Annotated in this window: 26 protein-coding genes and 2 pseudogenes; 16 read left to right on the top strand and 12 right to left on the bottom strand. The window is 54.4% G+C overall.

Going from position 1 to position 25,955, the window contains the following annotated elements; translation table 11 throughout:
* Window positions 1-75: 75 nt before the first annotated feature.
* From tnpC to tnpA, 3 genes are read right to left on the bottom strand one after another with little or no spacing between them, the layout of a single operon-like run.
* Window positions 76-1,647 carry an IS66 family transposase gene (gene tnpC, locus FXB38_RS07535; RefSeq protein WP_148750252.1) on the bottom strand — a complete coding sequence of 524 codons (1,572 nt, stop codon included), beginning with the start codon at window positions 1,645-1,647 and terminating at the stop codon, window positions 76-78.
* 52 nt (window positions 1,648-1,699) lie between these two features.
* Entirely contained in the window at window positions 1,700-2,053 is a 354-nt protein-coding gene (tnpB, locus tag FXB38_RS07530) for an IS66 family insertion sequence element accessory protein TnpB (RefSeq protein ID WP_148750250.1), read from the bottom strand.
* Entirely contained in the window at window positions 2,034-2,507 is a 474-nt protein-coding gene (tnpA, locus tag FXB38_RS07525) for an IS66-like element accessory protein TnpA (RefSeq protein ID WP_187434731.1), read from the bottom strand. The genes tnpB and tnpA overlap by 20 nt, the downstream gene beginning before the upstream one ends.
* 81 nt (window positions 2,508-2,588) lie before the next feature.
* On the opposite strand from tnpA, the pseudogene FXB38_RS07520 reads away from it, so the two are divergent.
* A pseudogene (locus tag FXB38_RS07520) lies at window positions 2,589-3,308 on the top strand (transposase); the annotation flags it as partial.
* 31 nt (window positions 3,309-3,339) lie between these two features.
* On the opposite strand, the gene FXB38_RS07515 reads toward FXB38_RS07520, so the two are convergent.
* Complete coding sequence (locus FXB38_RS07515; RefSeq protein ID WP_148750246.1) at window positions 3,340-3,897, bottom strand: HEPN domain-containing protein; 558 nt, start codon at window positions 3,895-3,897, stop codon at window positions 3,340-3,342.
* Window positions 3,898-3,908: 11 nt separating this feature from the next.
* Window positions 3,909-5,138, bottom strand: a complete 1,230-nt coding sequence (locus FXB38_RS07510) for a DUF262 domain-containing protein (protein ID WP_246229730.1) — start codon at window positions 5,136-5,138, stop codon at window positions 3,909-3,911.
* Between the two features lie 225 nt (window positions 5,139-5,363).
* Between FXB38_RS07510 and FXB38_RS07505 the strand changes: the two genes are divergently transcribed.
* Complete coding sequence (locus FXB38_RS07505; RefSeq protein WP_148750244.1) at window positions 5,364-5,555, top strand: CopG family transcriptional regulator; 192 nt, start codon at window positions 5,364-5,366, stop codon at window positions 5,553-5,555.
* Window positions 5,555-6,877, top strand: a complete 1,323-nt coding sequence (locus FXB38_RS07500) for a DNA cytosine methyltransferase (RefSeq protein WP_148750241.1) — start codon at window positions 5,555-5,557, stop codon at window positions 6,875-6,877. Before FXB38_RS07505 ends, FXB38_RS07500 begins: the two co-directional genes overlap by 1 nt.
* On the opposite strand, the gene FXB38_RS07495 is transcribed toward FXB38_RS07500, so the two are convergent.
* Window positions 6,878-7,858: a hypothetical protein gene (locus FXB38_RS07495; RefSeq protein ID WP_148750239.1), complete on the bottom strand. Its 981-nt coding sequence runs from the start codon at window positions 7,856-7,858 to the stop codon at window positions 6,878-6,880.
* A gap of 129 nt (window positions 7,859-7,987) precedes the next feature.
* Between FXB38_RS07495 and FXB38_RS07490 the strand changes: the two genes are divergently transcribed.
* From FXB38_RS07490 to FXB38_RS07480, 3 genes are read left to right on the top strand one after another with little or no spacing between them, the layout of a single operon-like run.
* Window positions 7,988-8,416, top strand: a complete 429-nt coding sequence (locus FXB38_RS07490) for a very short patch repair endonuclease (RefSeq protein WP_148750237.1) — start codon at window positions 7,988-7,990, stop codon at window positions 8,414-8,416.
* A 52-nt stretch (window positions 8,417-8,468) separates the two neighbouring features.
* Entirely contained in the window at window positions 8,469-9,134 is a 666-nt protein-coding gene (locus FXB38_RS07485; protein WP_148750235.1) for a hypothetical protein, read from the top strand.
* Window positions 9,135-9,190: 56 nt separating this feature from the next.
* A complete protein-coding gene (locus FXB38_RS07480) occupies window positions 9,191-10,681 on the top strand; it encodes a replication initiator protein A (RefSeq protein ID WP_148750233.1) in 1,491 nt (496 codons plus the stop codon).
* A 418-nt stretch (window positions 10,682-11,099) separates the two neighbouring features.
* Here FXB38_RS07480 and FXB38_RS07475 read toward each other — a convergent pair whose 3' ends face one another.
* Both FXB38_RS07475 and FXB38_RS07470 read right to left on the bottom strand, forming a co-directional pair.
* The gene (locus tag FXB38_RS07475; protein ID WP_148750231.1) at window positions 11,100-12,092 is read right to left on the bottom strand and encodes a hypothetical protein; all 993 of its coding nucleotides are present in this window, start codon (window positions 12,090-12,092) and stop codon (window positions 11,100-11,102) included.
* A gap of 388 nt (window positions 12,093-12,480) precedes the next feature.
* Window positions 12,481-13,968 (bottom strand): hypothetical protein, encoded by a 1,488-nt coding sequence (locus FXB38_RS07470; protein ID WP_148750229.1) that lies wholly within the window; start codon window positions 13,966-13,968, stop codon window positions 12,481-12,483.
* Window positions 13,969-14,488: 520 nt separating this feature from the next.
* Between FXB38_RS07470 and FXB38_RS45025 the strand changes: the two genes are divergently transcribed.
* The 3 genes and pseudogenes from FXB38_RS45025 to FXB38_RS43650 form a co-directional block, all read left to right on the top strand.
* Window positions 14,489-14,767: a DUF6922 domain-containing protein gene (locus FXB38_RS45025; protein WP_430640162.1), complete on the top strand. Its 279-nt coding sequence runs from the start codon at window positions 14,489-14,491 to the stop codon at window positions 14,765-14,767.
* On the top strand, window positions 14,745-15,368 hold the full coding sequence (locus tag FXB38_RS07465; RefSeq protein WP_187434730.1) for a nucleotidyl transferase AbiEii/AbiGii toxin family protein: 624 nt from the start codon (window positions 14,745-14,747) through the stop codon (window positions 15,366-15,368). Before FXB38_RS45025 ends, FXB38_RS07465 begins: the two co-directional genes overlap by 23 nt.
* Window positions 15,369-15,633: 265 nt before the next feature.
* Window positions 15,634-15,989 (top strand): annotated as a pseudogene (locus FXB38_RS43650) (IS66 family transposase); the annotation flags it as partial.
* Window positions 15,990-16,814: 825 nt separating this feature from the next.
* Here FXB38_RS43650 and FXB38_RS07460 read toward each other — a convergent pair.
* Window positions 16,815-17,195, bottom strand: coding sequence for a hypothetical protein (locus FXB38_RS07460; RefSeq protein ID WP_148750225.1), 381 nt, complete (start codon window positions 17,193-17,195; stop codon window positions 16,815-16,817).
* 787 nt (window positions 17,196-17,982) lie between these two features.
* Between FXB38_RS07460 and FXB38_RS07455 the strand changes: the two genes are divergently transcribed.
* From FXB38_RS07455 to FXB38_RS07435, 5 genes are all read left to right on the top strand, one after another.
* On the top strand, window positions 17,983-18,618 hold the full coding sequence (locus tag FXB38_RS07455; RefSeq protein WP_148750223.1) for an NYN domain-containing protein: 636 nt from the start codon (window positions 17,983-17,985) through the stop codon (window positions 18,616-18,618).
* Between the two features lie 1,017 nt (window positions 18,619-19,635).
* The gene (locus FXB38_RS07450; protein ID WP_148750221.1) at window positions 19,636-20,670 is read left to right on the top strand and encodes a type IV secretory system conjugative DNA transfer family protein; all 1,035 of its coding nucleotides are present in this window, start codon (window positions 19,636-19,638) and stop codon (window positions 20,668-20,670) included.
* A gap of 3 nt (window positions 20,671-20,673) precedes the next feature.
* Complete coding sequence (locus FXB38_RS07445) at window positions 20,674-22,626, top strand: type IV secretory system conjugative DNA transfer family protein (RefSeq protein WP_148750219.1); 1,953 nt, start codon at window positions 20,674-20,676, stop codon at window positions 22,624-22,626.
* A gap of 57 nt (window positions 22,627-22,683) precedes the next feature.
* Window positions 22,684-23,538: a replication-relaxation family protein gene (locus FXB38_RS07440; RefSeq protein ID WP_187434728.1), complete on the top strand. Its 855-nt coding sequence runs from the start codon at window positions 22,684-22,686 to the stop codon at window positions 23,536-23,538.
* A complete protein-coding gene (locus FXB38_RS07435; protein WP_148750215.1) occupies window positions 23,538-23,720 on the top strand; it encodes a zinc finger CCHC domain-containing protein in 183 nt (60 codons plus the stop codon). Before FXB38_RS07440 ends, FXB38_RS07435 begins: the two co-directional genes overlap by 1 nt.
* Window positions 23,721-23,754: 34 nt before the next feature.
* Here FXB38_RS07435 and FXB38_RS07430 read toward each other — a convergent pair whose 3' ends face one another.
* Window positions 23,755-24,009: a hypothetical protein gene (locus FXB38_RS07430; protein WP_148750213.1), complete on the bottom strand. Its 255-nt coding sequence runs from the start codon at window positions 24,007-24,009 to the stop codon at window positions 23,755-23,757.
* 184 nt (window positions 24,010-24,193) lie between these two features.
* Between FXB38_RS07430 and FXB38_RS07425 the strand changes: the two genes are divergently transcribed.
* Together FXB38_RS07425 and FXB38_RS07420 are read left to right on the top strand one after the other, a co-directional pair.
* Window positions 24,194-24,982 carry a CHC2 zinc finger domain-containing protein gene (locus tag FXB38_RS07425; protein WP_148750212.1) on the top strand — a complete coding sequence of 263 codons (789 nt, stop codon included), beginning with the start codon at window positions 24,194-24,196 and terminating at the stop codon, window positions 24,980-24,982.
* 68 nt (window positions 24,983-25,050) lie between these two features.
* On the top strand, window positions 25,051-25,389 hold the full coding sequence (locus tag FXB38_RS07420) for a DUF3768 domain-containing protein (RefSeq protein WP_148750210.1): 339 nt from the start codon (window positions 25,051-25,053) through the stop codon (window positions 25,387-25,389).
* 165 nt (window positions 25,390-25,554) lie between these two features.
* Here FXB38_RS07420 and FXB38_RS44595 read toward each other — a convergent pair whose 3' ends face one another.
* Together FXB38_RS44595 and FXB38_RS07415 are read right to left on the bottom strand one after the other, a co-directional pair.
* Window positions 25,555-25,689 (bottom strand): hypothetical protein, encoded by a 135-nt coding sequence (locus FXB38_RS44595; RefSeq protein WP_283812724.1) that lies wholly within the window; start codon window positions 25,687-25,689, stop codon window positions 25,555-25,557.
* Between the two features lie 14 nt (window positions 25,690-25,703).
* The gene (locus FXB38_RS07415) at window positions 25,704-25,889 is read right to left on the bottom strand and encodes a hypothetical protein (protein ID WP_148750208.1); all 186 of its coding nucleotides are present in this window, start codon (window positions 25,887-25,889) and stop codon (window positions 25,704-25,706) included.
* Window positions 25,890-25,955 lie beyond the last annotated feature (66 nt).

Here is a 25,955-nt window from a genome sequence, read left to right as displayed (position 1 = left end):
GCGCGATTTTCTCCGCACGGTGACGCCCGCGCTCTTGACGGATGGCCTTCGTATCGAGGGCGGCATCTGACCCGTTCAGGCAGCGGCGGTTTTGGGGAAGTTGAAGGGCAGCAGGTCGGTAATATCGGCGTCGTCGGCGCGCTGAGGCAATTCGGTGAGCACGTGGCGCAACCAGGCTAACGGCTCGACGCGTGAGGCGCGGCAGGTCAGCATCAGACTGTAGACGACGGCACTGGCCCTGGCTCCCTCGACGGTGTCGCTGAACAGCCAGCTCTTTCTGCCAGTGGCAAAGATTCTGATATCGCGCTCCAGGAGATTGTTGTCGATCGGCATCCTGCCGTCTTGCGTGTAGCGCGTCAGATATTCCCATTGGTTCAGAGTGTAGGATACGGCATCGCCAAGCTTGCTGTCGGGCAAGACCTTCGGGGCGATTTGATCGAGCCATTCCTTGAGGGCGTTCAGGACGGGAATGCTGTGTTGCTGGCGGAAGCGGCGAATGCATTGATCTGGCGTTTCGCCTCTGTCTGGTTTTTCGTCCCGCGCCTGCCTTTCAACCCGGTAAAGCTGTTCGAAGAACCGCAGCGCCTGCTCTGGCGGGCCGCCGCCCTTCTTCCTCGCCTTGAGGGCATCGACAAAGCGCCGTCGGGAGTGGGCCATGCATCCAATGTGGGTGGCCCCTTCCAGCGTGCGCCATGCGGTATAGCCGTCACTCATCACGATGCCACGGTAATCGCCGAGGAACGCCTGCGGGTGGATCTGGCCGCGGCCCGGTTGATAATCCAGAAGAACGATGGGCTCGTGACTGCCCTGGCCGCTGCGATAAGCCCACATGTACGATGTGCTGGTGGCTTTTTTGTCCTTCTCCTTGAGGACCTGAACCGTCGTCTCGTCGCCATGGATGAGAGGTTGCAATCTGAGCCGCAGCTTCAGGGCGTCTGAGATGCGATGCAGATGCTTCTCGCTCGAGCCGATCACCCAGTGACCCAAAGCGCCGCGGCTGACCGGAACACCTGCGCGTTCGAAGGCCTGCGCCAGACGGTAGAGCGGCGTGCCATCGACATATTTGTGAACCAGCGCGAACGCCAGCGTTGAGGCCGTGGCAACGCTGCCCGGCAAGGGCTGCGTCGGCATCGGCGCGGTCACGACAGGGGCATTGATCCCGGTGCGATCGCAATGGCGGCACCCATATTTGAAGCGCACATTCTGTAAAACCTTCGCCTTCACCTCGAGATGAAGTTGCTCGGTGACAGTCTCGCCCATGCGATGCATCTGGCCACGGCAGCAAGGACACGCCTTCTGATCGTCGGGCAGGTCATACTCGACCCGCTCACGCGGCAGGTTCGCCGGCAGCGGTCTGCGGCCGCGCTTCTTTCCCGTTGTGCTTTCGACGGGTGGCAAGCCCGTGTCCGGAAGTTCGGCGATATTGTCCGTTTCGCTGCCGGCATCATCCTCATCGGCGGCCTGCTCGGCTTCATTGAACAGACGGTCGACGTGCTTTTCGCTGCGCGGCGCAAAACGATGCAGGCGTGCCAGCGCCAGTTCTTCCTCGAGCCTGACGACGCGCTCCGTGAGCTGACGATTCTCCACCTGCAGCGCAGCAATGCGCGCCAACAGCGCTTCGACACTCGGTTCGCCGGTTCGATTCATCGGATTCTTGAATCTGAACCGTACCGGCGCGTCAACCGCTCAACTCGAGAGCTCAGCCGGCAACCTGATATTGCCGCACCGGATGGCGGACCATCGCATCGATATCGATGCCGTCAAGTATCCAGTGCAATTGCTCGGTCGTCAGCGTGACGACCGCCTCCTGGCGGCGCGGCCATCGGAACTTGTCCTCGGTCAGCCGCTTCAGGACCAGCACAAAGCCGGACCGGTCGAAGAACAGCAACTTCATCCGGTCGCAACGGCGATTGCAGAACGCAAAAACCGCCGGAGCGAACGGATCGAGCGCCATCGTCTCCTGGACCAGAACCGCAAGGCTGTTGATGCCAGCCCGGAAGTCGATCGGCTCACGGTGCAGATAGACCTGCAGGTCACCGCCCAGTCTGAACATGGGCCAGGGCTCCGATGATCGCAGTCAATGCATCCACATCGCCGCATTCCAGCGCGAGCTTCACGCCGTTCGGCAGCGACGCGCTCACTTTGGCCGGAGAACAAAAAGCTGTAGTCCCCTTGGGTTCCGACCCGCGCACTTCATCGCAAGCCGCCGGCAAACCCACCATCGCCACGCTGCTCCCCCGCGACAGGGCGCGATCGGAAGCCCCCTCAAGTTGAACCGGGATGAACGCCGATGGGGAAGACCGCGGCAGAGACCTGGTCGCGGTGTGCTTCTTGATCCATTTCCGAAGCAGGTTCGCGTTGACCCCGTGTTCGAGCGCAAGTCTCGATACCGAAACGCCAGGCTCAAGACAACTCGCGACAAGACGCTCCTTCGATGCTGCCTCGTAGCGCCGGCGACCGTTCCGACCAACAAGCCTGACCCGCAGTTTCTGATCTTCGTCTGCCATCACAAGGTGTCCACCTATTTTGGTGGACACCTCATGCATCAGAGCACTCAAAAGCAAAAGGTGCAGGGAAATTCGCGCTTACAGTTCAAGCGTGCCCGGCGAGAGCTCAAATTCCTGCGCACCCGGCTTGGCCGCATCATCCGTGACATCAGACGCAAGATCGAGGGCGACCCTGCGCTTGAGGATCGCTTTGGTCCGCTGCTCGATCTTGCCCACCGGGTTCGCCATCAAGAGCAGCGTCAGCGCGGTCCCAAGGTCTACTCGTTGCACGCCCCCGAGGTGGAGTGCATCGGCAAAGGCAAGGCCCGAGCACCTTACGAATTTGGCTGCAAAGTCTCGATTGCCACGCCTGCCACCGCGCCCAAAGGCGGGCAGTTCGTACTGCATGCCAAGGCCCTGCACGGCAATCCCTATGACGGCCACACGCTCGGTCCCGTCATCGCCGACCTCGAAAAGCTCACTGGTGTTGCAGCGCGCCGCATCCACGGCGACAAGGGCTACCGCGGCCACAACTATCCCGACCGGTTCAAGGTCTGGATCAGCGGCCAGGTTCGCCGTGTCACCAAAGCCATCCGCCGCGAGATGCGGCGTCGCGCCGCCGTCGAGCCTGTGATCGGCCATCTCAAGGACGACCACCGAATGCGCCGTAACCATCTCAAGGGTCGCGACGGCGACCGCACCAACGCCGTGCTCGCCGCCGCCGGCTACAACTTCAGCCTGCTCCGCCGCTGGCTCACCGAACTTTTATGCGGCCTGTTATGGATACTCTGTCGCCACCTATCGCAACCACACCTTGCGTAAAACGGTGCTCAGGGACGTTCTTCACGAACGACTAATTACCAACGGGCTCAGCTTCTAACGACCTCTCAGGCATCCTCAGAAGAGTATCCCGCAAGAACACAATGAAGCTCTGTGCAGAACGATACATGGCAATAATGTCGTCCGGCGACTTCTCAATATCGAAGTTCACGTAGTCAAGGTGAACGAGCCTGTTTCGTGTATCTCCGAGTGCTAGGAAATCCTTGACTGCTTGATCGAGGCCAGCATCCGCCGTGACTCGCGCCTTCGCAAGGTCGGCGTACTCGACACCAAACATCGCAAAGAACTTGTTCGCGTTCTTTTTATCCCAATCAAAATAGGTGTGGTACTGCCGCGGAATCACCCTCTGCTCGATCAAGCCGACCATGATCGGATTACCCTGCGCATGGACGTGAGGTATCTGCGCAACAATCCCCGTGATCTCGTGCTCAAATGAACTCGCGATCGCTAAAATCAGCGATCGGCGAAAATTGTTATTCGTATCACTTGCGAATGATGGCTGCTGGTTGGCTATCAGAAAATCTACGACAGCCTTGTGGGATGCGTAGAAGGTTTCAATATCCGTTGCCATCGCTACCCAGCCTACTTGGCAGCAAGCAGCTCGCGGGCGCGCGCATAGCGGTCTGCCACATGCGTTGCCCTACCGATACCTTCTTTTGTGGCCTCGATGAATTTTTTGTCTGACTTAAGTTTTGCAAGTGCCGCGTCGGTTAGCGGCCAAACATCCAGTGATTTTTTCTTGAATGCATCCGTGCACGCTGCGCGAAAAACGGCCTCAAACATCGCAATGCTGAATCGTCCTGATCGCTCAACTCTGAAGCCATCCACTGATACGCCTTGTACGCGCTCCAGAAACGCTCCGAACAATTTCTCTAAATAGTCGAGCTGTGTAACGTCTAACGCTCGCGCCTTTTTGGCAAACGTATTCAAGAACTGACCGATCGGCTCGGCATAATTTTCACCATCCACGGTGAGCCCGATTGCTCTCAGCAAAATCTCGGTATCTTTCGCATGTAAATCAGGCTCTTCTTGCCCAATGAGATTACGCCAGACAGGCTCTATGTTTAGCTTGTTCAACCGGTCCATGAACGTTGAGTGGTACAGGCTTCCTCGAATTTCTTGGGGACGGAGGTTCACACCACCGGTATTCAGCCGATTGAAAATCTCGAATATCGATGTGTCGCGCTCCTCCTTGGGAGCATTCTGCTTAATTATGACGTTGCGAATGGTCCTCAGATTGAACGTGGTTTGGTCTTCACCAAGGGTTTCGAAGTTCTTTCCATAGAAGCGCGACCGTTGTCCGCCGGCAACGCCCGGGAGGTAAAGATTGAACTTCTGAAAATAGGCATCGTCCGCCAAAATCTCTTTTGGAAGAAACCCCTTCTCAGCCACAATTCGGCGAATGAGCGGACGCTGTGCTCGTCGTGGGAAGCGACCCTTTACAAAATAATAGATAGACATAAGGCGCTGCTGGCCGTCGATAACCAGGAACTGATTTCGATCTTCCTCGTAAAGAAAGATCTGCGGGACCGGCAACCCGATAAGCACCGACTCAATCAGTTTTGACGCGCGCTTGCGATCCCAAACGTAATTTCGCTGGAACCCAGGGATTCGAAAGGGACCCGCTTCGATAAAATCGACTATCGTCCGGATGTTAAAGTCGTTCGGCGACGAGGTGATGTCGTATTCTTTGAAGCTTGCGTCGATATCCTCGGAGCCGTCATCGGTAAACCAAGCAGGCTGGTCCCCGTTCTCCTCGGAACTTCCAAATTCTTCGTCCTCGCTGGACAACATCTCGGGTTCTTTTGCCACCAGGCTAACTCGCTTTTTCTTCCGAACTGACCAGGCGCTCGATCTCCGGGCGCGACGTTTGGATATCACTATTCCGTTCGGATCGGGGGCAATGCCGCGCCCATTTTCCACTTGAAATTAGAACAAAACAAGAACATTGTGCGGAAGTTCATGGATTGTTTTGATTCGGCCGGCAGTCTGTGCATCATGGCGCTGCAAAGTGATGCACTCTGATGTGCGACGAGGATGAGCAAGAATCCACGGACAACAGCGACCCTGACGGCCGAGCAAGGCCGCCTGCTCCGTCTTATGGCAGAGCGGCGGAAGGTCTCGGTCGCGTGGTTGATCCGGTACTCAGTTGATCGCCTCATCGAAGACGAAAGCAAGGGCCTGCAGCTCACGTTAGATATTGCTCCGCAGGATCGGAAACAGCAGTGATGCCGCAGACCTCGAAACACAAGAACCCGCCGCGAGGATTTCGCTGTCTCGACTTGTTTGCGGGCGCGGGCGGCCTTTCCGAAGGCTTTCGCCAGGCTGGTTTCCGTACGATCGCGGCTACGGACATCGACCCATCAGCCGGCGCTACGTATCTCCACAACCACCAGAAGCACGGCACGAGATTTGTGCTTGGCGACATATCTGAGCGAAGCGTCAAAGAAGAGCTATTCGATGCCGTCGAGGGCATCGAGCTTGATGCTGTGATCGGCGGGCCGCCCTGTCAGGGGTTCTCGCAGGTTCGCAATCATAATCGCCTCATCAACGATCCACGCAACAAGCTGTACCGCCACTACGTGTCGGTGATCCGGACATTACGGCCGCGCACGTTCGTCATGGAAAACGTTCCGGGCCTTGAAAATCTCGGCGGCGGAGCCGTGCGCGCCCAGATCCTTGAAGATCTCGCGATCGATAATGAGTATCGCGTTGAGTGCCGCGTGCTTGATGCCGCGGGGTTCGGCGTACCGCAGAGCCGGCTACGCATTCTCTTTATCGGCGTTCGCCGAGACTTGGAGCTTGCACCGCATTTTCCTGAAAGTCAGTTTCTCGGGTCGCTTCCCTATTTGGAGCGCCGGCCGAGTGGCGAACGTTGGAAGTATCGTCACGGCAAATCTTCTGAGACAGTCCGGTCTTTAGCGAAGCTCCTTGACCCCAGCAATTCCCAGCTAGTTACAGTAGAGCAAGCGATTGGTGATTTGGATTGGCTTACTCCGAACAAGAAGCTCGTACGGAAACCTTCAAACGAAGCTATCGAATATCAGTCCAAGGCACTCTCCGCGTATCAAAAGGCACGCCGTGCCGGATCGAATGCACTCTTCAATGCCGATGTGCCCTCTATCCGAGAGGACACCGTGCTTCGGCTGCGCTCCATTCCCCAAGGGGGCAACTTTCGTGACCTCCCCGAGCACCTAGCCTTACGGTATCTGTCGGAAAAGAAATGGGGACCCGAGCTTGGACGCGATACGCTCAGCCGAAAGTATTTCTTTGCGTACCGGAAGCTATACCCACAGCATTTCAGCTGGACCCTAAACACGAAGGCTGACTGCGTGTTCCACTACGGAAAGCCTCGGGCACTCACCGTGCGCGAGTTTGCGCGTCTTCATTCCTTTGACGATACATATCATTTTCTTGCGGGTGACCGGCACAGCAGGTACAGGCAAGTTGGAAACGCAGTACCACCACTTTTTGCCAAAGCGATCGGCGAAACTCTCGCTGCCATTCTCGCACATGCGGACAAGGCGAAGCAGCTGGCATTGGCGCTTTAGTTATTGTTTGCCAAAACGGCCGCGCATCTCGACCAAAAAACTATCGAGCGAACGCAGTTTGCCTGTACCAACCCACGGCTCGATTTCTTTGAACCGATCCCCGTGCGTTTCGCGCAGCAACGGGAGACAGATGTGGTACACGTTGTGGAAAATGTACCCGCCACGGTCGCGGCCCGGCTCCGCGTTTACGACATTCTTCAAACGGGCAATATCGAACTCATTCGTAATCAACGCGTACGTCAGTTCTGTTGTTTGAGTCTTGTTCATTTGGAATGAATTGTATTCCGACTGAAATTGAGTTTCGCGATCCTGACGCATCGACCACTTCGCGGTTGCGATAACGTGCGTTACGTCGCCCTCAACAATGGCAATATCCGGATGCGGTTCGCGCTTGCGTGGATCACCCTTGTTCCGCGGAGGCGCACGCCTGAAGCCGGGCAAACCAGACACTGGCGTGCGAAGCGGCAATTTTTCCAACGGAATTTGTGACACGCGCTGCAAGAGAATCAGCAACAGATCTTCAAAGCCTTCACCGAGCGCATTCTTCCTTTTATTACCCAGCGTGAAGAAATCGCGGCTCTGCACCTCGATCATGCGCGCGAGTACAAGCGCACGATCGTCCTTGATACCTTCGCCGCGCAGTTGCGCTTGGATTGCGGAGATAAGTTCTGATTCCGTTTCGCTATCGATCTCCCCGTCCTCTTCTTCGCGGCGTTTGAGTTCGGCAACGCAACCTTTGAAGAGGATATCGATGCGTGCAGGAAGTTCCTTTTGAGAAATGTTCCAGCGCTTACAAAGCAGCTCCGTAAAGCGCACCGCACGAGCATGGAAGACACCACCAGATTGCATGTGGTTAGAATCGTAAATGTGAGCAAGTCCGGCGCCGACGTTCATCCAAAGTAGGCACCGGTAAATATGCTCCCACGCGTTGGCTTCGTTTACCTCGCCAGCTCCCGCGAAATATTCTTCCAGGACGCGCATGCGCGTCCCCTGCCCAAATGGTGTATCTTTGGCCAACCTGCACTGCCCCCGCTTCCACCGTCCGAATCGCAATCCAGCCGCAACCTATGATTACTCTTTCGGGCGCAAGAATCGAGTCATTGAATCACGATGGATCATCTAACCCCTGAAGCACGCAGCAGAAATATGGCTCGCATACCTAGCCGGGACACAACTCCCGAGCTTGTTGTGCGTAAGTTTCTGCATGCACACGGCTTGCGCTTTCGACTTCATCGCCGTGATCTCCCAGGTAAGCCCGACCTAGTATTCCCCGGCCGTCGGACGGTGCTTTTTGTGCATGGTTGCTTTTGGCACGGATGCCCCAAGTGCATCGACGGGACTCGCAAGGTGAAATCAAACCAGGCCTACTGGAATCCGAAAATCGCGGGCAACCGCGAGCGCGACGCGCGACATGCTGCGACATTGCAGGCCACTGGCTGGAAGGTCTTTACTGTTTGGGAATGCGAGACCGTAGACTCCCAACAACTCCATCAGCTCGCTAAGCAAATAATGAGGATGCCGTTGGCTCCGCGTTACTAACGGCATGGGGATAACCGGCTCGGTCACGCGTGCCCCGCGTTATCATCAACCCATGGAAACCATCGACATGTCGCGACAGGCCGCGACCAACGACGACAGCGAATTTACTCTAACGATTGAAGACGCTCTCGCCCTCTATGCAGCAGCCGGCATCCCCCGCACTCCCCGAAGCATTCAGCGATACTGCGCAAAACAACACCTTTCGTCGCGTCGTATCGAAACAGAATTTGGCGAAAAGTATCTTATAACACGCGCATCAGTCGAGAAGCACATTGCATACCTAAAGGAGGTAATGGCAGCGACCAGTCGCGACTTGCCGCGCCCTGTCGCGACAGAAACTGTTCTGGAAAACAAGGGCGACATGCAGCGACAAGAGGGGTCGACAGAGGCCGACGAGCTACGACAAGTATCGACAACTGTCGCCGCAGAAAATAAGGCCGAAGTGCCGCAACAACAATCCACGACAACCACCGACATGCCACGACCAGTCGCGACAACTGCGCCAGAAGACCCACGCTATGTCGCAGCTCTTGAACGAGAGAATGCATTCTTGCGCGCGCAAATCGACGTAAAGGATAAACAAATTGCGGAAGGGACGGAGCGCGCTCGCGAAACAAATCACTTAGTTGCCGGACTACAAAAGCTATTTACACCTTTGTTGGAAAACTTCAAAGATCGACCGGACGCCTCAGAAATTCGTTCCGATCAGTCCCGCTAACAGTCCACAGCCTCGGTCTGCTTCAACTTGTTTCCGTGTCATAATTTGATGACACGATGGAAACCACACAAGCGACCGACAACCAGCGAACAATTGAGACGGAAGCGATATATCTCGAAAATACTTTGCTTCGTGTTTTCGGTGTCTTGTTCTGTCACGATCCGAAACGTGCTCGCAGCCGGACTCGTAACATTGAAATCAATCGGGGTGTCGCTGAAAAACACATCACCGTGCGGCTCGATCCCGAGTACGCACAACCCGGTCCATTCGCACACAAAGTCGCGATGGCCGTTATACGAAAACAGTCGCGCTTCGGATCTCCAGCTCAAAAGCAAATATCATTCTCTCAGCGCGAACTCATGAGATTAGCTGGACGAAAAATATGGGGAGGCCGCGATAGCGAGGAATTGATCCGAGCGCTGCGACAGATCCGATACACGCACGTTATAGCGCAGTTCAAGAAAGAGGATCGGTTCGTCGAACACGACTTCAGCATCTTTAATGAAGTGCTGATTGAGCGCCGCAACTCGGCGACGGACCCGATTACTGCCTGCACAGTGGTCATTGCCGATCCAATTATTCAATCCCTGAATGATAAGCACTTCACCTGTCTCAACCACGTGCTGATGCAGGAGCTTAGTTCAGTCGCGACCGCATTTTACATGAGGCTGTTCTATCATTTCTCCATCCCTTTCGACGGCAAGCATTTGAACCGAGTATCCTTCAAGAAGCGCTACGACGACATTTGTCTTGAATGGTTGGGCGGTCTCACCGTTCTTAAATATCGATCGGACATTATCCGTGACCAGCTCGGCAGTCATCTCGATCAACTTGTGAGGGTCGGCTTTCTCCGATCTTACGATATCAGCCCGGCGGAAACGCGCGAAGGTTTTGTGATAGCTTTCCGGCCAGGAGCTCGGTTCGCATCGGACTATCAAACGTTCTATGTCCGCCGCCACCAGGGCGATTTCCAATTTAATTTTCATGACGAGAGCCAGGCGATAGGGGAGCCCCACCAGGTCGCCTATCTATTCGTTGAAAAGCGAACGGGTCAAAAGCGTGACGGCATTCCCTATGTCTCATCCAGGGACGTAGAGACTGCGAAAGAATTGCTTCGGTCTCTTCCCCTGAGCCAGATGGAAGATTTTCTCGACTTTGCATTATCGGAGGCTCGCAGGACCCGCTTCGACCTACAAACCCTTGGCGGCGTCAAGCAGTACCTCAACAGTTATTTCCAAACCTCCGATCGTCGGGCGACCGAGAAAGCCAAGGCGTCGGCTAAACTAGTTCAAGAGGCGGAAGAACAATTGAAATCCGACTACGCCGCATACCTGCGGACGGCCGCGGGGAAACTACTTGAGAGCCGCCCAGCTCATGAGAGGGCCACGATCGAAGATCTAGCTCGTGCAAAAGCACGGCCGCCGGTTGGAGGCACGGGCTTTCTCTCAAACACTTTCTATGAGCTGGAGCGTACCCGTCTGACAATTGACCGCTACCCGGGCGAAGTCCTCTCGTTTGATCTGTGGAAGGAACGCACTACTCGCTAGCGCTACAACAAGAGGTGGGGGGTTTGGCCGGAATAGTGGGGGGTTTGACCGGAGTAACTGGGGGGTTTGACCGGAGAGAACGGGGGGTTTGACCGGAATATTTCGCCACCAAGCAACCATTTCATCAAGCAGCGTAACGGTTTTTCCGTCTCAGCAGCTTTCCCATATATATTTCTATAGATTCTTACACACGGGTGTTTCGCTCATTCTTTTGAATAGAAAAACCAGCGCGACACAACACATTTGCAAAGCTGTCAATAGTCCACCGATTCAAAGTCGAGTTTGATCCGGAAATCACGAAAGTTCGCCGCACAATTCGCCGGATCAAAATTAAAATATGGCTCTGTTGAGCCACGAAATGCTTATAGCGTCGCGAAACAGATATTGTGCGACGCATGATGTTAAGGACGCCGTCTTATTAGTTTTCTTCTACCGCTGACACCTGACCTTGAATGCTTACCTCGGTTTCACAGGCCCCCGTGGAGGCCCACAATCTGACGCAGATTTGTTCGGGTGTGTTTACCTCGACCGTCCAGCCACCGCGTCCCGACTGCCTAAGGTTCGTTAGACTTCCGCTTCCCAATACCAGCTTGCCGCCGTTCTGCGGAGTAACACAATCCTGCACAAAGCGTGTCTGACAAAATGGGCTGTGTCCGTCTGATGTCCCGCCCGAAGTGATCCTCGACACCTTCGGATTGATCACAAGATTTCGCGATTTGGGAGGGACAATCGGCGCCGCCTCAATCGGCTTGTCCGGGACGATCCGGGCGACAGGAATTGGAATAACCTTCAGGTCTATTTGCGGCTCTGATATTGCAGGGATCAAATAAAATTCGGAACGATCCTTGATTTGAAAAACGTCGGACTCCAACCTAATATCAACTTTATCGGATCTATGCTTCCATTCCAGCGTATTTGTCTTCACATATCCTGCACTATCAACTTCTCCCGGGAAGAAATATCCATTGAACGCGAGTTGAACCTTCGCCTTCCTAACATTCTCTTCTTTGAATGCGTGAGCGATGGTGTCGTTGCTATCTGGCACAAATCGAACAGTCAGGACAAAATCCTTGGGCTTGTCCCCCACTTGCGAAATTCCCAAGAGAATGACTGCGAAAAATAGAGCTGCGGGACCTCCTAATTCAATATAATAAGCGAAATGTTTTCCTCTGAGAGCAGCCGTTGATTGCAATATCCCAAACAGAACAATCGCTGCGGCCAAAGCTAGGACAACGAGCAAAATGTAAAAGGCTTCAGCGACCGCGCCGTTTACGCTGATAATCTGCAGATTGTTCTTGATAAAGTATCCAATTACCCCGACAAATAAGAGAGCGACTAGAGCAATCGCTGCATTGAAGCGAAAATTCCGATGATTAGCGCTGCTGGCGGCTGATTGAACAGAATTTGCCAAAGGCAATCTCCTCAGTAAGTGGCTTGAAATGATCGAGCAACTTTTGGGCGAATGCAATGGCAATCTTCGCGGGTCTCCGGAATGTTCTCCCGGCAACGTAGGACCGCTAATCGACCAATCGAATGGACTCTCCTTTTCCGGTGGACCATTTCACATCCAGCGGCAAAGTCGCATCGAGTAGGCGCCGGTGTGCTCACCCAGCGCCTTTCCAACCGGCGCCCACACGCGGGCAAAGCGCAATGTAGAATCGTGGTTGCCGACAATGACATGGAGGTGATTCTCGCAACGGCCGGCCCGTGGTCCTCGGCCAGGGACGTGCCCGTAGCAACAAGAGCGAGGAACGCAATGGCGAGTGCGCATCGTTTAGTGAAAAGAGAATGCTTACCCCTTATTGCGTTGAGCCATTGGGCGATGCCGACCGAAAGGTATAAAAACGAGCGGGACAGGTCACGCAATCAACCGTCTCGAAGTCGTAAAGCTCTGCCCATTTTCCCGAGGCCACGTAAAGTTTTTGGTTGGACCTTCTTGTAATAGCAATCATGCCGTCCATCGCTTTGATCCCCCAATGCTCTGGCGTTCTCCCGGCCAGATACGTTTCATTCGCTCCAAGCGTTATTGTCCGACCGTAGCTTATTTCAATTTCAGTGGGATCATCTAGGGGGGACGTAACCGGCATAAGCTCGTAGGGATAAGTGATGGGTTCCTGGAAGAATGACGGTGTGAGCGGATCTGGCATCGATGGCTGCTTAGCCGGAATTGAGGCGCTCGGGCCTATGGGGGGCACGCCAGCGACGTTCGCGGGTCTCTCTGCCGGCTTGTCAGCGATGTACGTGCTGATTAGATGCTTTGCGCTCGTATCGGAGAAGTAGAGAGTCCCCTTGAGCGACGTTAAGCTAGAGATGTCGTCTATTTCGGCAAGAGCCGAATAACGATTACACCCTCCGTTCGGAAAATCTTTAAGCGAATATTGCCAGCGAACTGTCCTGCTTTGGTCGTCTGGCACATACCAGATGTGGAGATCTTGATCGACAATCTTCCACTCGCCATTATTGCAAACATTTAGCACAAGCTCGGAGTTTCCCTTTTTGGTTTCCGACTGATGGATGGTCCGTAAGGTAATGAGCTTGATGCCGAGATCGAACTCCTGCGAAAAAACCAGAAAGACAGACTTCCAGTGCATGGTCACCCTGGTGTTATCTGCAAAGTTATGCGTCGTCTCCAATGCAGCGAACTTCTTCTCCATCTCCGCGGCAGCAGCCCTTCTCGCAGCCTCCCTTAGCTGTGCTTCACTGTCACTAGCTTTCCATTTCGCTTGAGCGGCGTCGCAAATATGTTGTGTTGCCGGCTGAAGCTCTTGCCCTCGCCACGTTCCACCGTAGCCGTTTTCAAAGAGAGTAATGGCGCCATCCTGATCTCTGTAATACCAAACCGTTACCCGCCCCTTTGTACGGGTGTCGAAGCATTGAAGGTCTCTAAGATCGGTGATTGGTGATGGGCTTTTGTGCAACGCTGCTTCTAGAAATAGGAGTGGTGCCTGTGCCACAAGCGCAAGTAGGCCAATTGTTGCAACGCGCAGTGTTGGTCGTCCAACAAGAACTCGACCAATGGCCGAGTAGGACAGCACCGTAAAGACAACGGTGTATGATCCCCAGATCAGCAGCGCGACGCCCTGGACAGCCTCTATCGGCCATTTAGTGTGGTACAAAAGAAAACGATAAATATCGCCGTACCCAAAAAGATATTGTTCGATCGCTCGACCATTGAGCAGCAGCGCCCCGATAATCATGACTGCGCCGATGATCGCAGCGGCCAAAATCCCTGGAGTTTTCGGTGGCGGCAGTTGCCCAGCTGGTTGAACGGACATCGGCTGGCTCATCTGGCGCTCCTGAAAAAGACGACAAACGTATCTTTAAAATGGTGGTTCCCACGCCGGAACAACCCTTGACTGAATTACGGTATTATGATACTCTATCGAAGGCGCCCTTTGGTCTTCACCACGTCCCTCAAAATCACTTGAGGCACGTCAGATGATCAAAGGAGCCTCTAATGTTACGTGTTCAAAAAGTTTGTGAGTATGTCGCGTGGTCGAGCGTCTTCACCGCCACGCTGGCGACTTTAGCTTATCATTCCGACCGAGAGACCATCCTGGCTGTCTCAGTTCTATCGAGGATTGCGGCCATAGCTGCTGGTCTAGCTTGGCTGTCAATAAGATTGGTTAGTCGTCGCACCAGACAAACCTCACGCGATTTCTAATTAGTAGCCGGCCGCATCACTAGCGATGCGGCCTTTTTTTTCGCGACATACCGCGGACCTACGACGCTCCCGCGTGTCATTCTCTAAGGTCGCCCAGTTGGCGTCTTGCAGCGTAGAATGTATCCGCGTGGTACAATAACTGTATGCAAACCTCTTTACCGGAGATCTTCCGTCCAATCCTTTGGTCGTACGATTTCGAAAAGATTGATCCAACAGCGCACGAAAAGTCCATTGTGGTTCAGGCGATAAATTATGGTTCGCTGACACATTGGCGCTGGCTGCTCAAGCACTATGGACGCGCCCGCCTTCGCCGAACTCTCAGTACGATTCCGGCCACGGAACTCAAGCCACTCTCTCGTCACTTGGCCTCGCTCGTTTTCGGCATCGAGCGCTTCAACTATGCACCAAGAGGTACTCACTAACGAGGGCGCGGCCCTCTTTCCTGTGCTTGCCCGCTTTCCCGCATTCTATCTAGCTGGCGGCACTGCCTTAGCCCTCCAGATGGGACATCGGGTGTCGATTGACTTTGATCTATTTCGAGGTGAGCCCATCCCCCCGTCTCTGTTTACTCGTGTTGAGCGGGCTTTCCCCTTCCCAGCTATCCCGTTGGTCAACAATTCGGATGAACTGACTGTCAGCGTGAACGGAGTAAAGCTTACCTTTTTACACTATCCCTTTCCCGTGCTGGATCCCTTCGAGATATTCGATGGTCTGCCTTTGCTCTCAGTTCGAGAAATCGCGGCAACCAAGGCCTACACAATCGGCCGGCGTGGTTCCTACAAGGATTACGTAGACCTATATTATGTCCTCTCCGAGGGTCGCACCACGCTCGCGGAAATTATTGCGAATGCAGAGACGAAATTCGGCGACGCCTTTAACGCGCGCTTATTTCTTGAACAGCTTGTTTATCTGGGTGATGTTCATGACACCGAGATTCAGTTTCTTAAGCCAGTAGTCACCCCGAGAAAGCTACTAGCATTCTTCGAAGACAGAATACGAGATGCCGCACCCGACCTTATTTGACGAGCCTTCAACCGAGGTGGAGATCGCTCGTATCATTCAGGAGCGGGCGCGAGCCCCTTTCAGTCGACAGCGCTACAGATTAGTTTAGGCCCTGATCGTCAGGAAAGAGATCTTGTGCGACATTTTATATATGGGTCAATAGAGCCATCCCCAGTTCCACTCTTCCTCGCACAGCGGGCGGAGTGAATTTACGCACCCACATGACTCCACAAACGCGCACGCGGTAATCTCTCTCAGGGGCCGCCGAGAGGCGGCCCCGCTCCGACGGCATGCGATCTACTGGCAGCGGTCGGAGCGTTCGTCACGCCTGATCAAGCAGTTAGCGTTGACGTTCGAAGAGGTGGAAACCGACGTCACTGAGGACGAGCTTGCAGCGCAACGGGCGGCGGCCGAAAACGACGACAGCGCGGGGATTTACCCCGAGCGTGCCGGGCGCCAGACCTCCGCCGATACCTTTCCCGGGAAGGGGTGGTAATCGAAGGACCTACGGCTTGTGGATGCTGCGGCAGCAGTCGCCTACGCAAGCCTGGCGAAGAGGTACGCCAGTGGAAGATGATCGAGACGGTTTGGAGGAAATTCTCCTGTCGGGACTGCAAGAAGATCGGCCAGGTGCCGTCCCCGAGGAGATGTCCTTTCGGTTCTTTTGGAGGCTTCCATGGGCGTGAAAACATTCGAGAATATCACTCATCTTAAACAGATCGCGCTTCTTCACTATCTCGATCTCCCTCCATTTGCGAACTACGAGGCGCAGAGCTAATCTTGTGCAATACTTCTGATAGATCTGTTGGATCGCTTGACGGCGTAATCTCTCAAAGTTTGATCCGGAAGTGGCCCTCGGAATGCAGATCTCGAAACAATTCGAAACAATGAATGACTAGCCCTCAATGCTATTTTGTTGTTGACACGTCGCCCCCAGTTTCAATTGCGAAACTCGGATAGTGGGAGGAAGTCGAATGTCGGCTTATGTCGAGGATGAGGAGACTTGGTCGTGTCACCATTGTCACGCAACTGCGACAGTGAAAACTTGGTCCTGTGGATGTGTTAGACTGAAATGGCTCACACCGAATGTTGTCCATTGTGAACAATGCGATGAAGCACCTCACGAAAAGGACGGTCCTGACTATCCGGATTGCCGAAGAGACGACTACGAAGGATAGATGCTGTTTTGCATAGTGCTTGCTGGATACAGGGTTAGTAACTGTTGCCGAAACGGCACGATACCAGCAACTGTCTCACGATAGTTTCTAGAGTGGTGCGGTCGGTATTTTGCCCGCACCACTGTTCGTTCGCTCACCTGCATTCCATCGTTTGTAGTCGTGTGAGCCCTTGAACAAGGGTCTTCCTGAATGCGACCTCGTCTGACGTGCTCTTGGATGAAACTTCAGACAAGGTCACTGCGACTGCAAATAAAACTGGAACTGATGTGCTCACAATTTTTCTAAACAATCAAAATTCGTATACCGTGACCCGATTCCTGATTTCTGACGGTCGTCCGAGATAAATCCGCTCTTTGTAAGGAAGGTCTTCAAGCTCAATTCTATACATCACCACAATCGTCGTGCTTCGGCTTTCAGCCCTTATTTTATCGATCAAGGTCTTGGTCATTTCCTGCGGCAGATAAACGTTTAAGATATCTACATTTGATATCGACGTTTTGAAAAGGTCGCCGTACAGGAATTTTGGACCCTTTGCGAACAGAGGTTTGCGGAACATTGAGGTGGCAACTCTGATGAAGCTGTTATCGACACACACAATGCTTAGATCTGGCATTATTTTTTGAAGAGAGATTCCAAATGTACCCCTGCAGCTACCGAGATCGAGAAGCACGCCACGATCTTTCCCGGCTCTCTTTATTACGTCAGCAATTACTCGTATCGCTTCGTCACTCGTTGCAAAGTCGTCACCTCCAAAGAGAACATCAAAAAAACATAGGATTACGAAGAGACTGCCCGATAGACTAAAGAGCTCAATCGCTACGAATAAATACTTGGGTAGTAGATAAAGCACAGAAATATTATATCATGCGCCGCATCAAATTTCCCAGAACAGAGGCCATGCCAACACGGCGTTGTGGGCTCGCTATGCTAGCGGATAGCGTACCGGGGGGCGATCCAGTCGAGGAGCTGCAAAAGCACTCCGCGAAGCGGTAGCCCTATATTTCGAAGGTGAGAACGCCGCCTCTCTGGCCTTCAGCTCTTCGCCGGCCATGTAATCGCAAGAAGCCGCGGCGCTTTCTAAACCAGCCATTCTCTGGTTATCACAAGATGGCACGAACTGGGCCCGGATCATCCCAAGACTTGGGAGCCGTCTACTGGTTGCAAGTTCCGCTATGGACACCTATGTTGGCGCAACCAACTAGTTGTTCCTTAAACCATGGGTGTCGACGCTGTTCAAGGAGTGTTCAATAGACATGTTGAGAAGGCCGGGAAGTTTCCTATCCAGGATCAATCTCGGCGGCCCGCAGGGTGGCTTGGTACCCACGAAGTCCGGATCTCCTCAGGTCCTCGCGCTTCATAAATCGCAGTCACTTTTGAAAGGCACATGTTTGGGCGAGGATTTTTGAACCTCGCCGCCTAACTTTTTTAGAACGCTCGGAATTTCCGGAGGTATTTTCATGGCGAAGGTTTATGTGTTTTGGGACAATTCCAATATATATATTGGCGCGCAAGCAGCCCTACAAAAACTCGGTCGGCGCACAGGCGGCGTTCGCATAGATTTTGAGAACCTTCTGAAGCTCGCGATTGGAGGTCGTCAGTTCGCGCGCGGACATTGTGTTGGCTCGGTTCCGCCAGAGGTTTGGGCGGTTTGGCAACAACTAGCAAAGAAGACCGGAATCAGACCCGAGCTATTCGAAAGAGGCGCTGCTAGCGGCAAAGAGCAGGCCGTAGATCAAGCTCTGCAAGTCCAAATGCTGCGCGCAGCTATCGACGAACCGCAGCCGCAGGTAGCCGTCCTTCTCACTGGCGATGGCCGTGGTTATGCTGATGGCGTCGGTTTCCACGCTGACCTACAGCGCCTTCACGACAGGGGCTGGGCGATCGAAGTTCTCTCTTGGGAGGATACTTGTGCGAAGGCTCTGAAGTCTTGGGCCGCACAGATTGGCTGCTTTATCAAACTGGACGACTATGCCGAAAGCATCGTTTTTGAGCAGGGCGTCACCAACGTGAAAGCTCTCAACATGCGGAGGCGACCGGCCGCTAAGTTGCCGACTCCTGCTAGTGCAGCGGTAAGCAGTCCGCACAAGTGCTAGGCGGACGTTGCGCCGGTTGATATCCACTGCGACGTCGTAGCTCTATTCGCTTCTGCCGTACTAAATACCTTCTAGCGCATGTCGATGAAAGCCAAACAACATCCGACTGCATCTCAATTGACGAGGCCCCATGAAGCCTAGGCGAATGGTCACTTCGCAACCCTTGCCACATGGAAACTAGAGTTGGGGCTTTAGCGTACCGGCCCTATTGTGCAGCGCATGAGTACGCCATGTTCATATTGCTACTTCCGGTAGACCGGCTACACTTCCCTCTCGGCCGATAACCTCAGCCGTGCGCACGGCTCCATTCTTTGGAGACGACGCATGACTGGTAAGGAAATCGTAGACCACAAAGGACTGAAGGCACTCGGCATTAGATATTGCAAGGTGCATCTGGGCCGCTTGGAGGAGAAGGCGAAGTTTCCGATGAGCTTCAAACTCGCGGAGCATCGCAACTCACCAAGAGTCTGGAGACTCTGCGAGGTGCTCGATTGGCTGGATGCCCGAGCGTCAACGAGACTGCCGAAGCTCTGAACAGGAGCAGGGGCGCGGCGTCCAAACCGCGCCCTTTCCTATTCGCCACGCTCAGCAGCTACCAAAACTACCCTGACAAGCAGAGTGACAAGCCTACAACCTCCTGCTTGTCAGAGTCCACCGGCCAAAATCCCCTTACGGGCCATACACTTCCGCCACTTGTCCGCTTCGGCTAACGCCTCGACTAAATCCCTTTCTGCTCTTCTTCTCTCATAACGCTCCGCGCGCTAGCGCGCGCTCCGCTAAAATCCAACTACCGTGTCTTTTTATGTTCGACGAAAGAGCCAAGCCACTCGCACACGCTCGGGAGAAACGGATTTAGTCGAGGCGCGAAGCGCCCAGACGGACAAAGTGGCGGACAGTTTACTTCACGCTACAATAAAATTGGACTGGTTCTTTCGTGCTGTCACGTCGCAGCGCCCGACACCGGGCCGCGCCTACACCATTCGGCAAAGCTTTGGGCTGGCGTTGCGACTTCACACCATGAACCGTTTGCTCATCGGCTCGGCCGACAAAACAAATTTACTTTTGCAGCTTTTGCAAAACGAAACGACGGTCACCGTGATTGACCCGACGGGCGAGCTCGCCAGGGCGGCGGCCAACCGGCTGCCCCCTGCCCTCACGCAGCGCGCCCTGTACTTTGACCCGGCCGATATGGCGCGGCCGGTCGGGCTCAATGTGCTGGAGAAGGTGTCGACGGATGATCGACACCGCGTAACCGAGCAACTGTGTGCCTACTTCGAAGCCATGTGGCCGAACGGCTGGGGCGCACAGTCGAACTATATCCTGGCAAACTGTCTGAGGCTGCTTTTGGATAGCAACGAAACATTACTCGGCACCATAAAACTTCTGACCGATCCCACTTTCAGCGAGCAGCTCCTGCGGCGGTGCAGAGATCCGATAGTTAGGGCCAACTGGAACGTCATCAACAGCTGGGACCAAAGACAACGGCAAGCCGCCCTGGCGCCCCTACAAAACAAGCTCGGCACGCTGCTGATGTCTCCGATGATACGCAATATCGTCGGCCAAACGCGCACTACGTTTTCAAACAAAACGACCGTCATAATTGCCAACCTGGACCGGGCCAAACTGGGCGACATTACCGCCCGGCTTTTGGGCGGGCTGCTGATCACCCGCAGTACCGGGCACGTCATCATCAACGACTACGGCTTTTTCTCAGCACCTCTCCCACTGCCCGAAAGGCGGTTTACGATCGCTGTTAACTTTCTGGACGAACTCTCATTGCGACTCCGTAATGACGTGCTCGGCATAGAGCAGAAGTTCGTGTTCAAGACCCACAAGAAAGATGCAGACGAGCTTTCCTTCCACGTCCGCCTAATGAACCCGCGCGTCTTGGTGGACCTCGACCCAGGCGAAGTTCGCACCGCGGCAGGCTTCCTGTACCCTGAGAGGCCGCCCTCTTTAAACAGACTGAAGGCCTTGAAGAGGCGCACGAAAGCCTGCCATACTCGCACTCGCTTAAAGGTTGAACGGGATATCCAGAAATTTATGGGGTAGCGATTGTCCTACTTCTTTTTCATCGGCATTTTTATCTTGGGGTTTTACAAACAAGCCCCCCACCAAGTGGCCACACTGTTTTGGCTGATAGGCATTGGACTCGGCGCGCTGTGCTTCTACCCCTCCTTTAAGCGATGGCTCGCCGTGTATTCCCGCCATAGCAAGTTGAAAGCATCCCAGCGCCGAGAGAAACGCCAGCAACAACACCTCGTCGACGAGTGGAACGGCGTTACGATGCCTACGATGCGGGAGTTTCTTGCCCAAACACCTATCATCGGCTACCAACCCTTTTTGGTCCACAGAGCGCACGCCATTTTGGGTGCAGTGTACGGCATGGCGACTTTCGACCAAACGATCTTGCGACCTGCACAGGCACAAGTACTCTATGAGCAGCTTGTCTCTGCCACCAATGCCGCACTGATCGAGTACGGCAACAACCTTCCAGTAGCCCTACGAACGTCTGACAAGGGTCTCTTTACCTACACCTATGTTCCGACTTTTGAGGAGTTGCGTCCCGCCAATCAGGCACTCGCGGATCACTTCACAAGCTTCTCAGCGATTCTGCCTCGCACTGAAGCCAAGAAAGATCCGTGCCCCACGTTTGTCGTCTGGGATGAGACAAAAATTGCCTCCGAGCGCAAAGCGTTCGAGCGCAAACTGAAAGACTACGACAAATACGTTCAAGAACTCTGGGACGCACAAACACCTGAACAACAGCTTTTTTCCGGCACCTCGTTATATCGGTTTGCCGATCACTTTGCCCCTGGACCGATCACTCTGCCTTTCGGCATACCCGACTCCAGCCGTTTTGCTGGCACGTGGATCGTTGCTCCACCAGGCCGCGGTAAGACGAACCTCCTGCATAACCTGATCAAACAAGATCGCGCCAAGTCCTGCACCATCGTATTGATGGACAGCAAGGGCGACCTCATCAACAGCTACAAAGGCTACGGCGACGCACTCGTAATTGACCCATCCAACGTTGAGATAAACCCCTTCCAGCTTGGTAGCTCGACCCGCACCCTAGACTTTCTTGAGTACATATTCTCTGCCCTCTTAGACACTAAGCTCACTCCCAAGCAGACAACCCTCTTCCGTTGTTGCTTGGCCCTGATGTTGAAGATTCCCGACGCCACTATTGAGACGTTCCGCAAGCTTTTGGTGCACGGCTGGAAAGACCAAGAACCCTACGTCATGCAATTAGACGAAATGAACCGCGACTTCTTCTCTGTTGACGGTCGCAAATCAGAGTTTGACGGCGGGCAATACAACGAAACGAAACAAGAGGTACTGCAACGCTTGAGGCTGTTGGTATCCAACGACTACCTGAAGAAAATCTTTACCGCCCAGCAGTCGAACACCAACTTCTTCGCTCTCCTCGACAGCGGGAAGATAATCATCATCGACAATTCCAAGGACGAATTAGGGGAAAATGGCGCAGAGTTCTTTGGCCGCTTCTTCGTTGCGATGGTATGGATGGCTGCGGTATCGCGTTCTAAATTGCGCCAAGATCAAAAGCTGCCGGTCTACTTTTACATTGACGAGTGCCAAACGGTCATCAAACGCGACACAAAGATAACTACGATATTGGACGAGTGCCGTAGTCAGAAGATTGCACTCATAATGGCCCACCAGCGCATCGGCCAAATCGAACCTCATGTCATGGATGCGCTCAACAACTGCGCTGTCAGGCTGACAAACAGTGACGATGACGCGGAAGCTTTGGCGAAGCGCTTCCGCGTCGATTCCGCCGCCCTCCGCTTACCAATCGGAAAGTTCTCGTGTTTCGTGCGCGATAAAACTCCTGCAGCGATCGCTATCGACGTGCCAGAGTTCGATATGAGCATCTTCCCACCCGCACCCGAGACCCATAAGACCTCTACACCGCCGCCATCTCCGCCACCGCACAACGAGCAGCCGCACTCTGTCCCCAACGATGAGGTGGAAGACTTTTAACCCGCGATAGAGTTAGTACATGGCGAACGTGCGAACATGGTGGCCTTATGCGCCCCGATGTTCTGCCGTATCTTCCAACCTATGGAAGCATATAATCTCGACACCTTTAAAGCGCTCGATCGCTACCGCTATCTGCGGAGCAATTTTATCGCCGCTTATCACGGCGGCTCTACGCAGCATCGCAAACGTGATCTTGGCCCATTGCGCCGCCGCGGCTACATCGCCGCACCTGAGCAGCAAAAGAATTCGGCCAACTACCGCTACTCCCCACGCGTTTACGAGCTGGCCTCCAAAGGCAAGGTCGAACTGCTAGCACACGGCACCACTCCGACCAGTTGGCGCGAATCGCGCCAGTTCTGGCACCAGTTGATGATCGCCGATATCGTCATGTCGTTCGAAATCGCCTGCAAAGAGCGCGGCCTTCAATTCAGGCACCGGACCGACATCATCGGCGCGCAGCCCCTTCAATTTACGTCGTCCATCTCTCATCAGTTTTCGAAGCACATGGAGCACTACGACGGCGCGCTCCAACCGGACGAGCTGTTCGCCATCAACAACACCCACTTCGTCCTGGAGGCTGACCGGCAGCACGAGCCCATAACCCGACCGACGCTGAACACATCGAGCTATCTGCGAAAGATCCTGCAGTACCGGGCGGTCCTGAAATCCGGAAGCTACAAAGACCTCATTCCAAACATGATGGTCATAAACATCACGACCAGTCCCACACACGCGAAGAACATTCAGACGTTCATGCTGGAGGCACTTCGCATGTCATCCTCCGCCCTGCTCTTCAAGGGCATCGAAATCCTGGGTTCGCGGGATAGCTACCCGCAGCCCTTGATACACCTGCTCGATGAGCCGTTTCAGCGAGTGGGACACCCCGACTTTATCATCTCGAAGGAGACTTAATGGAAATTGACATCGAACGAGCTAAAGACTTAATCGCCCGGCGTGAAGAAATCGACGCGGAGCTGACAGCTCTCTTTACCGGAGAGAAGAAGAAGCGATCACCGGTAAAATGCAGCAACTGCGACAAGGAAGGCCACACCGCCCGCAACTGCCCCGACAAGATGCCGGCGGTTGGGATATAAGTGAAAGGCCCCAAGAAATTGGGGCCTTTTTTCTTCAGTCGTCATCGACCTCATCAACGAACGGAGGCACGAGAATGAGCGACCCGTTCCAGTTCTTGTCGATGGGGAGGGTGTTGAGCTTGATCGTAAAGCCGGGCTCATTGTTGAGCCGGGTAAAGGCAACACCGATGGTTGTCCAGTCCTTGCGGCCAGGTCCGGTCTTTGCACGCACGAAATAATCAACTTCGCGCTTTTCTTCATCGCGCCCACGACGGGCGTTAGCAGATGCGCGTTCAGAAATGCTGTCCATCTTACTCTCCTTCCCGCGGTTGGTTCATGTGCGGGAAACCAGATCACAAGCTTCGAGCCGATTCAGCCGCGGCCAGCTGTAGCGTGACATCCGGTTTTCCACACACGACCTGCATCTGCACCCAGTATAGCAGGTGGTAGAATAGCGGCAGAAGCACCTCCCCACTCACCCAAAGGATGGTCCCATGCCCTTCGTGGATTTCGCGGAGCTGAAAACCCGTGTCTCGATCGAGGAGGCCATGCAGATGCTTGGCCTCAACTTGACGCTTAACGGCGGCCAGTACCGGGGCGCCTGCCCCACCTGTAGGAGCGGCGGCGATCGTGCACTTATCATCACGCCGGCCAAAGGCCTCTTCTATTGTTTCGCAAAAAAGACCGGTGGTGACGTCATAGCGCTCACCGCGCATATACGTGGCATCGGCGTGAAGGATGCGGCCGAAGAACTTCACCGCGCCTTCGGAACTGTACAGAACGGTACTAGTACAGTTAGCAAAAGCCGTGCCACAGCTCCCCAAGCACCGGAAGCAAGAAAGCAACCGGCGTTTGACCCAGAGGCGTATGCGGCGCGTCTTGATGCGTCGCATGCGTCTCTGGCCTCCCTAGGCATATCGGCCGAGACCCTCAAGGCCTGGAAAGCCGGACACGCAAGTTCCGGCACCAACCGCGGTAGGCTGGCGATTGCCCTCCGCGACCGCGACGGGAATATCCTTGGTTTCGCCGGCCGATCGCTCGGCGACGAGCAACCGTCGCTCACCATCCCCAACGGAATCAACCCGCAGGAGATCATCTTCGGCGCCGACCGAGTGGAAGCCGGTACGCTTTACCTCGTACGCGACGTGCTCGACGTTCTCAAGGCGCACGAGAGCGGCGTGACCAACTGCGTTTGCTTCCTTACCGACATCACGGCTCTTCAAGTTGAAATGCTTGCGGCACTGATGGCGACGAAACATTGCGATACGGTCGAACTCTTCTAGCCCTCTTCGGAGGGCTTTTTCTTTTCACGGTACAATTAGCTGCGGAGGTTCCACAACAGGAGGTCCGCATGAGTGATGCAGGAGATAAGGTGGCTCGCATTCGCGAGCTCAACGACAACTTCCGGAAGACTTTCGCCGGCGGCATGATGATGATGACGGCGAGCGTGGCAGCTCTGCCTGAAATGGTGAGGTCCGCCGCATGGCTGAAGGTTTCGGAGTTCGATGCGTGGGACACCGGCAACGACCCGCACCACGAGCACGACTTCATTAACTTCGAGCTTTGCAATCGAAACTTCTTCTGGAAGTGTGACTACTATGCGCCCGACATGAACTCCGGCTCCGAAGATCCGTCAGATCCAGAGAAGACGGTCCGCGTAGGCCTGCTTATGCTCGCAGAGGATTACTGAAAACGGACGACGCCTACGCTGCGGTATAATATCTGAGATAGCTTTGTGCGAATCTTCCCAGAGCAGCGGCGAGGCGCGCTGGCGCGGCAAGGGACTCGGAAGCCCGTTGAGAGCTGATGACCCGCGAGGTGCAAAGCAATCCCCCGCTAAGTCGCGGGGTTTTTCTTATTCAGCAGCTAATGCGGTGGCCCAGCTGAAATCATAATCGGAACTCAATACTTTCATCACGACAACAGCGCCGAGAACGCAGACGATCTGCACTAGCGTCCTCGTTGAGAAAACCTTGTTGAACAGCGTCATCTGACGCCCCGGCTCTAGCGCTGGTGACCCAACCTAATTCCGAGCTTGAGCGCCTTTTGACGTAGCGAGCCTTCGCTGCGCTTCGTCAATTTCGCAATCTTGACGACGGGTGTCTTCGCTTTCGAATGCGCGCGCAATTCTTTGACATCTGCTTTGGTGTATTCCCGACGCACAATTGTCTTCTTTGCCTTCTTAGCCACTTCGCATTCCTTGATTGTGAGGCGGCCTTACTAACACAAATATCCTGAGCAGCAAGCGTCATTGGC

The sequence above is a fragment of the Bradyrhizobium cytisi genome, from assembly GCF_008123515.1.
GTDB lineage: Bacteria > Pseudomonadota > Alphaproteobacteria > Rhizobiales > Xanthobacteraceae > Bradyrhizobium > Bradyrhizobium cytisi.
Note: the sequence above shows the minus strand (reverse complement) of the source record. Positions and strands in the feature narration are given on the sequence as shown.